This is a genomic window from Pseudomonas sp. SCB32 (assembly GCF_009189165.1).
Classification (GTDB): Bacteria; Pseudomonadota; Gammaproteobacteria; order Pseudomonadales; family Pseudomonadaceae; genus Pseudomonas.
Genome location: NZ_CP045118.1, coordinates 5,761,883 through 5,775,443, shown reverse-complemented (window position 1 = coordinate 5,775,443; position 13,561 = coordinate 5,761,883). Strand labels below are relative to the sequence as shown.

At 65.2% G+C, this 13,561-nt stretch carries 13 protein-coding genes and 1 tRNA gene; 8 read left to right on the top strand and 6 right to left on the bottom strand.

The window, feature by feature from the left end; translation table 11 throughout:
- Positions 1 to 218 precede the first annotated feature (218 nt).
- Positions 219 to 2,549: an LTA synthase family protein gene (locus GA645_RS26350; RefSeq protein WP_152226967.1), complete on the bottom strand. Its 2,331-nt coding sequence runs from the start codon at positions 2,547 to 2,549 to the stop codon at positions 219 to 221.
- A gap of 315 nt (positions 2,550 to 2,864) precedes the next feature.
- On the opposite strand from GA645_RS26350, the gene GA645_RS26345 reads away from it, so the two are divergent.
- The 3 genes from GA645_RS26345 (at position 2,865) to GA645_RS26335 (ending at position 5,701) form a co-directional block, all read left to right on the top strand.
- A complete protein-coding gene (locus GA645_RS26345) occupies positions 2,865 to 3,461 on the top strand; it encodes a TetR/AcrR family transcriptional regulator (RefSeq protein WP_152226965.1) in 597 nt (198 codons plus the stop codon).
- A 30-nt stretch (positions 3,462 to 3,491) separates the two neighbouring features.
- On the top strand, positions 3,492 to 4,811 hold the full coding sequence (locus GA645_RS26340; protein WP_152226963.1) for a glycosyltransferase: 1,320 nt from the start codon (positions 3,492 to 3,494) through the stop codon (positions 4,809 to 4,811).
- A gap of 89 nt (positions 4,812 to 4,900) precedes the next feature.
- Positions 4,901 to 5,701: an arylamine N-acetyltransferase gene (locus tag GA645_RS26335; RefSeq protein WP_218572342.1), complete on the top strand. Its 801-nt coding sequence runs from the start codon at positions 4,901 to 4,903 to the stop codon at positions 5,699 to 5,701.
- Between the two features lie 159 nt (positions 5,702 to 5,860).
- On the opposite strand, the gene GA645_RS26330 is transcribed toward GA645_RS26335, so the two are convergent.
- The 5 genes from GA645_RS26330 to GA645_RS26310 form a co-directional block, all read right to left on the bottom strand.
- Positions 5,861 to 5,936 (bottom strand) — tRNA-Phe (locus GA645_RS26330).
- Between the two features lie 77 nt (positions 5,937 to 6,013).
- Positions 6,014 to 6,286 carry an oxidative damage protection protein gene (locus tag GA645_RS26325; RefSeq protein WP_152226959.1) on the bottom strand — a complete coding sequence of 91 codons (273 nt, stop codon included), beginning with the start codon at positions 6,284 to 6,286 and terminating at the stop codon, positions 6,014 to 6,016.
- Positions 6,283 to 7,350 (bottom strand): A/G-specific adenine glycosylase, encoded by a 1,068-nt coding sequence (gene mutY, locus GA645_RS26320; RefSeq protein WP_152226957.1) that lies wholly within the window; start codon positions 7,348 to 7,350, stop codon positions 6,283 to 6,285. The genes GA645_RS26325 and mutY overlap by 4 nt, the downstream gene beginning before the upstream one ends.
- The gene (locus tag GA645_RS26315) at positions 7,347 to 9,578 is read right to left on the bottom strand and encodes an AsmA family protein (RefSeq protein WP_152226954.1); all 2,232 of its coding nucleotides are present in this window, start codon (positions 9,576 to 9,578) and stop codon (positions 7,347 to 7,349) included. The genes mutY and GA645_RS26315 overlap by 4 nt, the downstream gene beginning before the upstream one ends.
- Before the next feature lie 171 nt (positions 9,579 to 9,749).
- Positions 9,750 to 10,148 carry an acetyl-CoA sensor PanZ family protein gene (locus tag GA645_RS26310; protein ID WP_152226952.1) on the bottom strand — a complete coding sequence of 133 codons (399 nt, stop codon included), beginning with the start codon at positions 10,146 to 10,148 and terminating at the stop codon, positions 9,750 to 9,752.
- A 150-nt stretch (positions 10,149 to 10,298) separates the two neighbouring features.
- Here GA645_RS26310 and hisB point away from each other — a divergent pair, with 150 nt between their 5' ends.
- The 5 genes from hisB to hisF all read left to right on the top strand — a co-directional run bounded on the left by hisB (position 10,299) and on the right by hisF (position 13,455).
- Complete coding sequence (gene hisB / locus GA645_RS26305) at positions 10,299 to 10,892, top strand: imidazoleglycerol-phosphate dehydratase HisB (RefSeq protein ID WP_152226950.1); 594 nt, start codon at positions 10,299 to 10,301, stop codon at positions 10,890 to 10,892.
- Positions 10,892 to 11,530: an imidazole glycerol phosphate synthase subunit HisH gene (gene hisH / locus GA645_RS26300; RefSeq protein WP_152226948.1), complete on the top strand. Its 639-nt coding sequence runs from the start codon at positions 10,892 to 10,894 to the stop codon at positions 11,528 to 11,530. Before hisB ends, hisH begins: the two co-directional genes overlap by 1 nt.
- A 3-nt stretch (positions 11,531 to 11,533) precedes the next feature.
- Positions 11,534 to 11,794, top strand: a complete 261-nt coding sequence (locus GA645_RS26295; RefSeq protein ID WP_152226946.1) for a DUF2164 domain-containing protein — start codon at positions 11,534 to 11,536, stop codon at positions 11,792 to 11,794.
- Between the two features lie 40 nt (positions 11,795 to 11,834).
- Positions 11,835 to 12,572 (top strand): 1-(5-phosphoribosyl)-5-[(5-phosphoribosylamino)methylideneamino]imidazole-4-carboxamide isomerase, encoded by a 738-nt coding sequence (gene hisA, locus GA645_RS26290; RefSeq protein WP_088420217.1) that lies wholly within the window; start codon positions 11,835 to 11,837, stop codon positions 12,570 to 12,572.
- A 112-nt stretch (positions 12,573 to 12,684) separates the two neighbouring features.
- Positions 12,685 to 13,455 (top strand): imidazole glycerol phosphate synthase subunit HisF, encoded by a 771-nt coding sequence (hisF, locus tag GA645_RS26285; protein ID WP_152226944.1) that lies wholly within the window; start codon positions 12,685 to 12,687, stop codon positions 13,453 to 13,455.
- The last annotated feature ends 106 nt before the right edge of the window (positions 13,456 to 13,561 follow it).

Genomic DNA, 13,561 nt, shown 5'->3' with positions numbered 1-13,561 from the left:
ATCCTGGCGAGGGGCAAGCTAACACGCGTCCCAGGGGGCGCCAAGCGCTCATCCCTCGCAGTTCCTCGGGATTGCGGCAAGTTGTCGCATTGCCACAGTGTGGTGTCGCCTGGGCTGAACTCGCGGGGCGGAGAGGGCATTCCGTTGCGGGGGCGCGATAGTGCCAGCTTCCGCGCAAGGGGGAAAGACTGGCGGCCCGGGCGGGCCGCCAGTCGTGTTCACTGCATCATCTGGCGCAGCTGCGGTGCCGGCTCTTCGATGACGTCGGCGGGGGACACGTCGTCCTGGGATTCCGCGGGCTGGCTGGCCATCAGGTTCGGGTGGCCGGAGAGGCGCGGAATCGGCAGCACCTTGCCGTCGGCCAGACCGGTCGCGCCCGGCTCGCTGGCATTGATCGGCGACTTGCGTGGCTCGGTGGTGACGTGGAAGTCGGTGATCTCGATGATGCCCTTGCCTTCAGCCAGCAGGTGGAAGGAGAACGCCTTGCGCGCCTCCTCGTTGTCGAAGGAGAACGAAACCGCCAGCGGCTGGTCGCGCTTCACCAGCGGGAACTCCGGCATCGGGATCGGCACCGGCTGCTCGAACGAGCGGGTCTTGAGCTGGATGCGCGCGCCATTGCTGTCCATCTGGACCGCACGGATCTTCAGGCTCACCGTGGTCCGCGAGTTGGCCGGGAATTCCAGGTACTGGGCGCCGATCAGGTTGTCGGTGTACTCGTTGGTGACCTGCGGCTTCAGGCGGATGTGTTCGCGGGTGGCGAACTGGTATTCGCGTGCCGACTGGGCGTTGACCACCGACTGGTCGAGGATGTCGGCGCGGGCGGTCATCAGGCGTGCGTCGCGACCGCTGAAGCGGCCCTCGAACTTGGCGCTGTCGGCGATGAAACCATCGCTCTTGTAGCGCCGGCACACCTGCTGGAAGTCGCACTCGATGAAGGTGTTCTTGCCGTCGTGGTAGCGCTGCATACCGTTGGTGAAGGAGACCATTTCCCGGCCCGTCTCGTATTCGCGGAACAGCGAACGGCCGGCGATATCCTGCGGTGCCTTGATGCCGAAGTAGTCGAGGATCGACGACTCCATGTCGACGTGGCCATACACGCCGGCCTTCACCGGTGGCAGCGCGGCCTGCTCCGGTGCGAACACCAGGTTCAGGCCCCAGGCCGAGGCGAGGCGCACGTTGTCGATGCCGTGGGATTCGTCGGAGGTGACGATTACCAGGGTGTCCTTGAGCACGCCTTTTTCTTCCAGTCCCTTGAGGAAGGCGTCCATGGCGTCGTCCAGGTAGGCAACGGCGGCCTTGCGTGGCGTTGGGTACTTGGCCAGGTATTCCGGTGTGGCCGAGTAGGGCTGGTGGGTGCCGACGGTCAGCAGGGTGAGCATCCACGGCTCCTTCTTCTGGCGCAGCTGGCCGACATAGTCCAGCGCGCCTTCGAAGAAGGCCTTGTCATCCATGCCCCAGGCGAATTCCAGGTAGGGCTTTTTCTTGAACCAGTCGCGGCCCATGGTCTTGTCGAAGCCCATGGCCGGCATGATCTTGTCCTTGGCCATGAAGCGCAGCCCGGCACCCTGCAGGAAGTGGGTGCTGAAGCCGGCCTGGTGCATCTGCGCCGGCAGGCACTCGGCGGCGCGGGTCGGGTTGCCCAGCAGCTCGACACCCTTGGGCGTGCCGTTGTCCAGCTTGCTGTAGTCACCGCAGAGCAAGGCGTAGAGGCCGCGGATGGTCTGGTGGCTGTGCACCACGTAGTCCGGGGTGGTCATCGCCCGCTCGGCCCAGGTGCTGAGCTTGGGCATCATCGATTCTTCGTAGCTGCTGCTCAGCGCAGCACGGTTGGTGGCGACGTAGGCTCCGGGAATGCCTTCCATGGTGATGATCAGCACGTTCTTCGCCTGGCCACGGCCGGGCAGCAGCGGAGTGCCGTTGAGGTCGTGCTGGGTGAGGCCGGTAACGTTGGGTCTGACCTCCGGCTGGTCGCGGTCGCGCCAGTCCTGGTAAGCGATTTCACCGCTGGTGATGGCGCGGGAGACCAGTTGGTGCGGCAGGTTGAACTGCTTCCACATCTCCGCATCGCTGGGCTGCAGGTACTGCAGGCCGAAGTGGCCGGCCAGCAGCGTGGCCGGCAACGCATAGGCGTAGCGCGGCAGTGGTTGCTCGCGGCGGCGCCAGAGCAGGGCGCAGAGCAGGATGCCGACGCCGATGGCGATGGCCAGGTGCAAATGGTTGAGGCCGCCGCCCTCGGTGGAGTTGGCGACGAAGGTCGGGTCGGCGAGGAAGTGCAGGTCTTCCGGCGCGGGCATGCGGCCGACGGCGCTGACCAGTTCGGCGGTGCCGATCACCGACAGCGCCCAGATCAGCATGACCGGAATGGCGATGAACAGGCGGCGGTTGTGCAGCGCCACCACGAGCAGTGTGCCGAGCGCGAGATCGGACAGGTAGCCCAGCGGGGTGCCCCAGCCAAGGATATAGCGACCGATCAGGGGAACCAGCAGGAAGAGGGCAGACAGGGTGGCCAGATTGCCCCGTGAATTCCACCAGCGAATGAGTGCGCGCACAGTGACTCCGTTACCAAACATCGAACGCCCGGAAGGTATCCCGCCAAGCAAGCGGGAATCGACCAGTTTGTCATGATTCTGAAAGAACGACGTGCTACGTGCCAGTAGACAGTGTAGTTCGGCAATCATTCGACACGAATCGTGCGGATATTCCGGGGTGGGGAGCGGCTGGTACGGGCGGGAACTGAATAGCCCCTGAGTTCTCACGACTTCAGGGGCTTTGAGGTGGCTGACATTGCAACTCCGCTCATCGTGTCTCGTGTTGACCCTCTGGATTTCGCGTTACATTGAGTAATACGAAATAAGGGTGACAGCATGCCTCCTCGAGACTATCGCCAGTCGGCGCGTGCCGATGCGGTTCAGGATACCGAGCGACAGATCGTCGACGCGTTGATCGCGCTCCTCGCAGAGCGTTGGTTCGATGAAGTCACCCTCGACGACATCGCCGCCGCCGCCCGTACCACCCGACAAACCGTGATACGGCGTTTCGGCAGCAAGGTCGGTGTGCTCAGCGCCATGGCGACCCGGATGGATGCCTCGATCCGAGCCCAGCGCTGGGGCACGCCCGCCGAAAGCGTGGCCGACATCGTCGCGTTCCTGACGGACGACTATGAGCGCACCGGCGACATCCTCGTGCGGACACTCGGGCAGGAAGCCCGCATTCCCGAATTCGCTGCCGTCCTCGATCGTGGTCGTAAAGGCCATCGCGAGTGGATCGAAGACATGTTCAGGGTCTGGCTCGACAGGCTCGACGACCAGGCTCGCAAGGATCGGCTCGCGCAGTTGCTGGCCCAGACCGATGTTTGGATCTGGCATCTGCTGCGTCGGGCGCAGGGACATTCGGCGACGGAGACTCGCCGGCTCATGACGCAGGCGATTGAGCGCCTGCTGCGTGAGGATGAGACGAACTGATCCGCTCTCCATCGAGAAAGGACCAAGGCAATGATAAAGGTGACAGATGCGGGGCCGCGTCTACGCGTCCTGATAGTCGGCTGGGAGGGCGGTGGCAACGTGCCGCCGACGCTTGCTGCCGTCCGAGCCCTCGCCGGCCGTGGGCATGACGTGCGCCTTGTTGCCGACGACACGATGCGAGCGGAGGCGATCGAGGCGGGCGCTCGATTCCTGCCATGGAAGCGCGCCCCGAACCGTCCTGATCGCTCACCCGAAAGCTGCTTCGTGCGAGATTGGGAAGCTGTCGATTCCCTGGCCGGCTTCCAAAGAGGGTGTGAGCGGATCTTCGTCGGCCCCGCGCAATCCTATGCCGAGGATATTCTCGAAGCGTTGGCAGCGGAGCCGTCCGATCTCATTCTGGGCTCGGATCTGCTGTTCGGCAGCATGCTTGCGGGCGAAGTGGCGAGAGTTCCGACGGCCCTCCTCGCAAGCAACATCTCGCTCTGGCCTCTCCCTGGGCATCCTCCGTTCGGTCCGGGCTTTCAGCCCGCCCGGTCGGTCGCGGAGCGGGTGCGCGATGCGGAAGTTTCGGCGCGGGTCGAGCAAGTATGGGACGGCTTCCTGCCGGGTCTCAACGCTGCCCGCGCTCATTTTGGCGTCGCGCCGCTGGCCCATGTCCACGAACAGCCCTTGCGCGCCGGCCGCCATCTCCTGGCCACCAGCAGCCGCTTCGACTTCCCCACCGAGCGCCTGCCGGACTATGTGCGCTATGTGGGGCCGCTGCTGGAGTTGCCGAGCTGGGCCAAGGAGCGTTGGGCGAGTCCGCCAGTGCGCGAGATGCGGCCGCTCGTGCTCGTATCGTTCAGCACCACCAATCAGGGGCAGGCCGATGTGCTCCAGCGGGTGATATCCGGTTTGGCCGGGGAGTCGGTCCAGGTTGTCGTCACGCTTGGCAAGGCGCTCGAGGGACTTCGCCTGCAAGCGCCGGCGAATGTCACCATTCTTCCCGGCGCAGCACATGATGAAATTCTGACCAGGGCCCGTGCCGTGGTTACCCACGGCGGGCACGGCACGGTCATGCGCTCGCTGCACCACGGCGTCCCTCTCGTCATCCTGCCAATGGGGCGTGATCAGAACGACAACGCCGCGCGCGTGGAATATCACGGGGCGGGCCTGCGCCTCGATCCATCGATACCCCCGCAAATGTTCGGCGAGGCCGTGCGGCACGTCCTTTCCGACACGAGCTTTTCCGAGCGGGCGTTGGCGCTTGGGCGTGCTATCGCCGAAGAAGGTCCGGGGCCGGCGCGGCTCGTCGCAGAGATCGAGGACTTCGCAAGGGTGGCTTGCGCAAACACTCAGTCCGTCGCGTGATCTGTACCCGCCGATTGCGCTGAAACCTCGAAAACGGTCCATCGAAAGGAGGTCGGAATATGAATTGCAACTCTTCAAGCGAAAATGGAATGCCCCTGACGTCCAGCCAACTGGACGCCTATCTCGCAAGGATCGGGGTCGGCCAGCCGGTGTCTCTCGATGCCGACGGCCTGGCGAAACTTCATCGAGCCCATCTCATGGCCTTCACCTGGGAGGCGCTGGATGCCTTCATGGGATGGCCGTCCTCGATCGTTCCGGCCGTCGCCTTCGCCAAAATGGTGGAGGGCGGGCGCGGCGGCTGGTGCTATGAGATGAATGGTCTGTTCGGCGCGGCGCTCGCCGCGCTCGGTTTTCGCGTCACCCGCCTGTGCGGCGGCGTCAACCGTGAACTGATCGGCGACATCGCCATCGGCAATCATCTGACGCTGCGCGTCGATCTCGACCGGCCTTACCTTGCCGAGGTGGGCCTGGCGGATGCCATCGTCGAACCTGTGCCGCTTGCCGTCGGGCCGATCAGCCAGCGCGGCTTCGATTTTTCGATCCGGCCCACGGACGACGGTTGGTTGCGCTTCAATAACCATGCGAATGGACTCGCGCACAGCTTCGACTTCCGCCCCGATCACAGCGACGAAACCGCCATTGCCGCTTCGCGTGACTGGCTGATGAAGGATCCCGGCTCGCCGTTCACAAGCGCGCTGGCGATCCTGCGGCATACCGCGGATGGCTATGTCGCCCTGAAGAACGATTGCCTGCGCCGCGTAACGGCAGGCAGCGTCAGCGAGCAGCGCATCACGGGTGCGGAGCATCTTGCGGATATCTTCAGCTCGACTTTCAGCCTCGATGTTCCCGAGCCAGGCCGCGTCTGGGAAAAGATCCAGGCCATCGCCTGAACAGGGCTCCGTGGCTCTGGAATATCGCTGATGACCGAGGTGGTCCCATCCGGTTCCCCCGGATTGCAGGGAGGTGAAAAGCGCGGACAACAAAAAGCCCGCACTAGGCGGGCTTCTTGAGACTTTCAGGTAATGCTGGCACCACCTGAAAGTGAAAGGTGGTGCCCAGGGACGGAATCGAACCGCCGACACGGGGATTTTCAATCCCCTGCTCTACCAACTGAGCTACCTGGGCAACGTGGCGCGCATTAAACGGGTTTTCGGGAGGGGTGTCAAGCGTGCCACGAAAAATTTTTCAAATAATACCGAAGCTTACGCGCTGGGCGGGACGTAGCCCTCGGCCTGCGCGTATTCCTCGCCGGAAAGGAACTTGTCCATTTCGGCGCTGAGGAACTTGCGATCCTCGGCATTCATCATGTTCAGACGACGCTCGTTGATCAGCATGGTCTGGTGCTTCTGCCACTCTTCCCAGGCCTTCTTCGAGACGTGCTCGAAGATGTCCTGGCCCTTGGCTCCGGGATAGGGCGCGCGATCGAGGCCGGGCAGCTCTTCTTTGTACTTGCGGCACATCACCAGTCGGGTCATGACATTTCTCCTGCATTCAACACGTCGGCGGCTCGTTTGAGCAGCTTTTTCACCGGGGCGGCAAGGCCGAGCCGCGGCGGGGTGGCGAGGTTATACCAGAGCCAGTCGGCCTCGGCCACGGCGGGGGCTGCGTCCTCGACGCGCACCAGCCAGGGCTCGATGGCCAGCTGGAAGTGGCTGAAGGTGTGGGTCACGCCGGGCAGCTCGCGGCGTTCGCCCAGGCGCAGGGCGTGGCGCTGGGCCAGTGGATCGAGAGCGGCCAGGTCGTCCAGTTCGGGGAAGCTCCACAGTCCTCCCCAGAGGCCGGTCGACGGGCGGCGATAAAGCAGGATGTCGCCCTCGCGGTTGGCCAGGATCGGCATCAGAGTGCGCTTGCGCGGCAGTTCCTTGCGCGGCTTGGGCACCGGGAAGTCGCTCTCGCGTCCCAGCAGGTGCGCACGGCAGCCCTCGCGCAGCGGGCAGAGCAGGCAGCTCGGCTTGCTGCGGGTGCAGAGGGTGGCGCCCAGGTCCATCATCGCTTGGGTGTAGTGGTTGACCCGGTCGTGCGGGGTGAAGCGTTCGGCGGCGTCCCACAGTTGCCTGGCCACCTTGGGCTCGCCCGGATAGCCATCGCAGGCCAGGTAGCGCGCCAGCACGCGCTTGACGTTGCCGTCGAGGATCGGCGCGCGCAGGCCCATGGAGATGCTGGCGATGGCGCCGGCGGTGGAGCGGCCGATACCAGGCAGCTCGGCGAGCTGCTCGGCATCGCGGGGGAATTCGCCGCCGTGGCGCTCCATCACCAGCTTCGCGGTCTTGTGCAGGTTGCGCGCGCGGGTGTAGTAGCCCAGGCCCGTCCACAGGTGCAGCACTTCGTCTTCCGGCGCGTTGGCGAGGTCCGCCACCGTCGGCAGTGCGCCCATGAAGCGGTCGTAGTAGCCCATCACAGTGGCTACCTGGGTCTGCTGCAGCATGATTTCCGAGATCCACACCCGGTAGGGCGTGATGTTCTGCTGCCAGGGCAAGTCATGGCGGCCATGGTGGTCGAACCAGTCGAGCACCGCCGAATTGAAACGTTCCGGGGTCATTTCTTCTTGAGCAGCCCTTTGAGTGCGTCTTTGAGCTCGGGACTGACCTTGTCGCCGAACTTCTCTTCGAGTTTTTCGTTCAGCCGGTCGCCGGCCAGTTGCCCGGCGATCTTGCCCAGACCGTCCTTGTCCAGGCGGCAGGCCTTGGCGCCCAGCTCCAGCGGGCCGCGGCAGTGCAGCGGCCATTCGATGCCGACGAGCCGCTTGTTCACCTGGCACGCAGGGTCGGGCATGTCGCTCTTGTCGCCTTCGATGATCACGCCGATGCGGTAATCCATGCCCAGCACGCGCAGGTCGATGTCGCCATTACCCTTGACCGTCAGGCCGGGGATGCTCGCCTTCAGGTCCGGGTTGCTGGCCACGCCGTTCTTGAACACCAGGTTGCCCTGCAATTCGCGGAACGGTGTGTCCTTCCCACCGTGGGTCCCTTCGAGGGCCTTGCGGTTGAGGGTGGCGATGCCCTGGCAGAGTTGCTGTTCCAGGTTGGCATTGAGCAGTACGCCCTGGGTCAGGACGAAGTGCGCGGTGCCATTGAGGTTGTCGATCCAGGCCTTCTGGCTGGCGCCCTGGGTGGTGATGTCCGCATCCAGGTCGAGCAGGCCCTTCACGGGCGGCTTCTGGCCCTGGGATTCGAGCAGGCGATCCACCGGAACGTTGCTGATGTGCTTCTGCGCCTTGAGCAGCGGTACGTCCTGGCGTACGTCGAGGCTGGCGGTGGCGTTGAACTTGCCGTCGTAGAGCTCGCCGCGCATGTCGTCGAGGGTGAGCAGGCCGTCCTGGCCGTGCAGCTTGAGGCTGGCGTTCTCGATCGGCAGCTTGTCGAGGGTCAGCTGGCCGAGTTGCAGGGCGATGTCCAGGTCGAGGGTGCGCAGCTTGGCTACCGGCAGCATCGGCGCGTCGCTCCAGGCGTGCTGGGTCGGCGCGTTGGGCAGCGGGGTGTCGCCCTGCAGGGCGCTGTTGGTGGTGGCCTCGACCTCGGCCTTGCGCGCGGCGCTGGTGGCCTCCTGGGCCTTGGCGGCTTTGGCCGGCAGGTAGCGGTCGAGGTCCAGGCGGTCGCCGTTCAGCTGGGCGTGGATGGCCTGCTTGCTGAGGTCGGCGATGCCGAGGTTGCCGCTGAAGTTGCTGTCGTCGAGCTTCAGCTTGATGTCGCCAAGGTCCAGGCTGTTGCGGGTACCGGCCAGGCGGGTGGACAGCTCCAGCTTGGTCAGGGTGTTGGCGTCGGCCATCTCCGGCAGGGTCTGGCCGATGCCGTTGAGGAATTCGCGCAGGTTGAACGGCGCCAGCGACAGGCCGCCGTCGAGCTTCGGTTCCTTGTCCAGCTCGCGGGCCTTGATCTCGCCGAGGGCACGGAGCTGGTTGACGGTGACCTTCAGGCCGTTCCACTCGGCGATTTGGGCCGCCTGGTCGAGCACCAGCTGGCCCTGGGCGCTGTAGCTGGCGGTCTTGCCCTGGAACGGGTCGCCGGAGATCTCGCCGGAAAGCTTGGTGTCTTCCAGCGAATAGCGCTTGAGCGCGCGGTCGAAGCGCAGGTTGCCGGTCAGTTCGGTGCGGGCGCGGATCACCGGCTGGTTGCTGCCCAGGTAGGCGCTGAACTTGACCGGGATGTTGCTCCCCTCGTGGATGGCGCCGGTGGTCAGCTCGATGCCTTCGACCGTGTAGTTCTTGTCGCTCTGGGCGTCCGCATAGTCGATGCGGGCGTTCTTCACCGTCAGGCTGTCGATGTCGAGCTTCATCGGCTGGTGCGCTGCTGTGGCGGCCGGCTTGGCCGGTTCGCTTGGGGCGGGCGCCGGTTGCGGGGCGGCGGTGGCGCCGCTGGCCGGTTGGGCGGGCTTGCCGATGTTTTCCCAGTTGCCGACGCCATTTTTATCGCGGTTCAGGCTGAGGTTCAGGCCTTCGACGCGTATGTCGCTCATCTGCAGTTCCTTGCGCAGCAGCGGCAATACGCGGACCGACATACCCAGCAGCTGCACGTCGGCGAACGGCTGGGTGGGCGCCTGCAGGGTGGCCACGCTGGTGTCGTGGAGCTCCAGGCCCAGCCAGGGGAACAGGCTCCATCCGATATCGCCCTTGAGGTTCAGCTCGACGTTGGCCTTGTCCCGGGCCAGTTGGCGGATCTCGTCCTTGTAGTCGTTCGGATCGAAGAAGTGGGTCAGCACGAAGCCGGCGGCGACGATAAGCAGCAGCAGGCCCAGGACAACAATGCCGAGGATTTTGCCGAACGCTTTCATGACGGGTCCTTGTTCAGACGGCGGGTGGAGTAGCGGGAAAGTATATCAACGACGCACCTTTACCCCAGTCGAGGGTGAAAGGCACGGGTTCTGCCCGGTTTGAACCAGGGGGTGGCGTACGGTTCCCCGGGGTGGCTGTCCTGCCGAGCCGGTCGCAGATTGGCAGCGATATCACGCCGGAAGCAATGTGAGCCCGAGGCGTTCGGCGAAGGCTGCGGCTTCCGGCTGGTCGGCCGGCGCGCTCAGGCGCAGCGCGGCGCCTTGCAGGATGGCCAGGCGCTGGGCTTCCTCCAGCAGCCGCCTTGCCACGCCACGTTCACGGGTGACCCGGCGAACGCACAGGCGCGACAGGCGCCAGGTGTCCGCGTCGCGCTCGACCCAGGCAGCGCCCAGCAGGCGGTCGTTGAAGCGGCCGGTCAGCAGACGACCCTCGCGCAGCCCCTGTTCCACCAGGGCGTCGGGAGTGGCGAAGGGCGCCAGCAGCCACTGCGGGGCGTCGGCGTAGATCTTCAGCAGGTCCTGGCGGTCCTGGTCGCTGGGTTGGGTCAGGTGCTGGACGATGACGGGCATGGACGATTCCTCGGCGGCGGACCGGCAGTGTAGGGAAAAGCGCTGTCGATCGGCCAGCTCCGACCACCGCCCATAGCCGCGCCGGACCTGGCGCGCCTATAATGCTGCCCCTTCTTATAATTACGTGCAGTGTTAGCTGTGGAGCTGGTGATGGCCGAACGCAAGGCATCCGTCGCGCGCGACACCCTGGAAACCCAGATCAAGGTTTCCATCGACCTGGATGGAACGGGCAAGGCCCGTTTCGATACCGGGGTTCCCTTCCTCGAGCACATGATGGACCAGATCGCCCGCCACGGCCTGATCGACCTGGACATCGAGTGCAAGGGCGACCTGCATATCGACGACCACCATACCGTCGAAGACATCGGCATCACCCTCGGCCAGGCCTTCGCCAAGGCCATCGGCGACAAGAAGGGCATCCGCCGCTACGGCCATGCCTACGTGCCGCTGGACGAGGCGCTGTCGCGCGTGGTCATCGACTTCTCCGGCCGCCCCGGCCTGCAGATGCACGTACCGTTCACCCGCGCCAGCGTCGGCGGCTTCGATGTTGACCTGTTCATGGAATTCTTCCAGGGCTTCGTCAACCACGCCCAGGTGACCCTGCACATCGATAACCTGCGCGGGCACAACACCCACCACCAGATCGAGACGGTGTTCAAGGCCTTCGGCCGCGCGTTGCGCATGGCCATCGAGCTGGACGAGCGCATGGCCGGCCAGATGCCGTCCACCAAAGGGTGCCTGTAATGCAGACGGTAGCCGTCATCGACTACGGCATGGGCAATCTGCACTCGGTGTCCAAGGCGCTGGAGCGCGTGGGCGCCGGGCGCGTGCTGGTGACCAGCGACGCCAGCGTGATCCGCGAGGCCGACCGCGTGGTATTCCCCGGCGTCGGCGCGATCCGCGACTGCATGGCCGAGATCAAGCGCCTGGGCTTCGACAGTCTGGTGCGTGAAGTCAGCCAGGACCGCCCCTTCCTCGGCATCTGCGTCGGTATGCAGGCGCTGCTGGACCACAGCGAAGAGAACGACGGCGTCGACTGCATCGGCCTGTTCCCCGGCAAGGTGCGTTTCTTCGGCAAGGACCTGCACGAAGACGGCGAACACCTGAAGGTGCCGCACATGGGCTGGAACGAAGTGGCGCAGAGCGTGGATCACCCGCTGTGGCACGACATTCCGAACAACGCGCGCTTCTATTTCGTGCACAGCTACTACATCGAGGCGGGCAACCCGCGCCAGGTGGTCGGTCGCGGCCACTACGGACGTGATTTCGCCGCCGCATTGGCCGATGGCTCGCGCTTCGCCGTGCAGTTCCACCCGGAGAAGAGCCATACCCATGGCCTGCAGCTGCTGCAGAACTTCGCCGCCTGGGATGGGCGCTGGTAAGCCATGGCCCGCCAGAAGGACAAGCCGGCGATCCTCGAACTCGACGGCGCCCAGCGCCAGGGTGCGGCGCGGGCGATCCAGCGCTTCCTCGAGGATCGCTTCGAGCTGGATGTCGGTTCCTTCGAGGCCGAAGAGGCGCTGGACTTCTTCCTGCGCGAGTTCGGCCCGCTGTTCTACAACAAGGCGATCTTCGACGTGCAATCTCACCTGAAAGACCGGTTCGAGAGCATCGAAAGCGACTTGTGGGCGCTCGAGAAGAGCTGACCCGACCCCATTCATCTTTGGATTCGAGCAGGTTCAACCCATGCTGATCATCCCCGCAATCGATCTGAAAGACGGCGCCTGCGTGCGCCTGCGCCAGGGCCTGATGGAAGACGCCACGGTGTTCTCCGACGACCCGGTGTCCATGGCCGCCAAGTGGGTGGAGGGCGGCTGCCGCCGTCTGCACCTGGTGGACCTGAACGGCGCCTTCGAAGGCAAGCCGGTCAACGGTGAAGTGGTCACCGCCATCGCCAAGCGCTACCCGAACCTGCCGATCCAGATCGGCGGCGGCATCCGCTCGCTGGAGACCATCGAGCACTACGTCCGCGCCGGCGTCAGCTACGTGATCATCGGCACCAAGGCAGTCAAGCAGCCGGAATTCGTCGGCGAAGCCTGCCGCGCCTTCCCCGGCAAGGTGATCGTCGGCCTGGACGCCAAAGACGGCTTCGTCGCCACCGACGGCTGGGCCGAGGTGAGCGAAGTGCAGGTGATCGACCTGGCCAAGCGCTTCGAGGCCGACGGCGTCTCCGCCATCGTCTACACCGACATCTCCAAGGACGGCATGATGCAGGGCTGCAACGTCGAAGCCACCGCCGCCCTGGCCAACGCCACGCGCATCCCGGTGATCGCTTCGGGCGGCATCCACAACCTGGGTGACATCCAGAAGCTGCTGGACGCCCGCACCCCGGGCATCGTCGGCGCCATCACCGGCCGCGCGATCTACGAAGGCACCCTGGACGTCGCCGAAGCACAGGCGCTGTGCGACAGCTTCAAAGGCTGATCTGAACGCAGGCTGGGCGCGCCGCGAGGCGGCGTAACCCGGCAATCAGGACCTGGGGTGGTTTGGCAGCATGGGTATCGCTGCGCTCCACCCATCCTACGAGAGCATTGCTATGGCACTGGCTAAACGCATCATTCCCTGCCTCGACGTGGACAACGGCCGCGTGGTGAAGGGCGTCAAGTTCGAGAACATCCGCGACGCCGGCGACCCGGTGGAAATCGCCCGTCGCTACGACGAGCAGGGTGCGGACGAGATCACCTTCCTCGACATCACCGCAAGCGTCGATGGCCGCGACACCACCCTGCATACCGTCGAGCGCATGGCCAGCCAGGTGTTCATCCCGCTGACCGTGGGCGGCGGCGTACGCACCGTGCAGGACATCCGCAACCTGCTCAATGCCGGTGCGGACAAGGTCTCGATCAACACCGCCGCAGTGTTCACCCCGGAGTTCGTCGGCGAAGCCGCCGCGCGCTTCGGCTCGCAGTGCATCGTGGTCGCCATCGACGCCAAGAAGGTCTCGGCGCCGGGCGAAGCTCCGCGCTGGGAAATCTTCACCCACGGAGGCCGCAAGCCCACCGGGCTGGACGCGGTGGAGTGGGCGAAGAGGATGGAAGGCCTTGGCGCCGGCGAGATCCTGCTGACCAGCATGGACCAGGACGGCGTGAAGAGCGGCTATGACCTGGGCGTGACCCGCGCCATCAGCGAGGCGGTGAACGTTCCGGTGATCGCTTCCGGCGGCGTCGGCAACCTGCAGCACCTGGCCGACGGCATCATCGAGGGCAAGGCGGATGCGGTGCTGGCCGCCAGCATCTTCCACTTCGGCGAGTACAGCGTGCCGGAGGCCAAGGCCTACCTGGCCAGCCGCGGTATCGTCGTTCGCTGACGTTCCTCCGGGCCGGGGTTCTCCCGGCCCCTGGGGGCCTGCGCCCAGTCGCCGCAGGCCCTTTCGCCTGCGATCCCCGAACGGCCGATGCCACTGGTCGCTGTGA

Bases quoted from the DNA above. Each gene is read 5' to 3' on its own strand.
- GA645_RS26345 (WP_152226965.1), top strand. From the start codon at position 2,865: ATGCCTCCTCGAGACTATCGCCAGTCGGCGCGTGCCGATGCGGTTCAG.
- GA645_RS26340 (WP_152226963.1), top strand. From the start codon at position 3,492: ATGATAAAGGTGACAGATGCGGGGCCGCGTCTACGCGTCCTGATAGTC.
- GA645_RS26335 (WP_218572342.1), top strand. From the start codon at position 4,901: ATGCCCCTGACGTCCAGCCAACTGGACGCCTATCTCGCAAGGATCGGG.
- GA645_RS26325 (WP_152226959.1), bottom strand. From the start codon at position 6,286: ATGACCCGACTGGTGATGTGCCGCAAGTACAAAGAAGAGCTGCCCGGC.
- mutY (WP_152226957.1), bottom strand. From the start codon at position 7,350: ATGACCCCGGAACGTTTCAATTCGGCGGTGCTCGACTGGTTCGACCAC.
- GA645_RS26315 (WP_152226954.1), bottom strand. From the start codon at position 9,578: ATGAAAGCGTTCGGCAAAATCCTCGGCATTGTTGTCCTGGGCCTGCTG.
- GA645_RS26310 (WP_152226952.1), bottom strand. From the start codon at position 10,148: ATGCCCGTCATCGTCCAGCACCTGACCCAACCCAGCGACCAGGACCGC.
- hisB (WP_152226950.1), top strand. From the start codon at position 10,299: ATGGCCGAACGCAAGGCATCCGTCGCGCGCGACACCCTGGAAACCCAG.
- hisH (WP_152226948.1), top strand. From the start codon at position 10,892: ATGCAGACGGTAGCCGTCATCGACTACGGCATGGGCAATCTGCACTCG.
- GA645_RS26295 (WP_152226946.1), top strand. From the start codon at position 11,534: ATGGCCCGCCAGAAGGACAAGCCGGCGATCCTCGAACTCGACGGCGCC.
- hisA (WP_088420217.1), top strand. From the start codon at position 11,835: ATGCTGATCATCCCCGCAATCGATCTGAAAGACGGCGCCTGCGTGCGC.
- hisF (WP_152226944.1), top strand. From the start codon at position 12,685: ATGGCACTGGCTAAACGCATCATTCCCTGCCTCGACGTGGACAACGGC.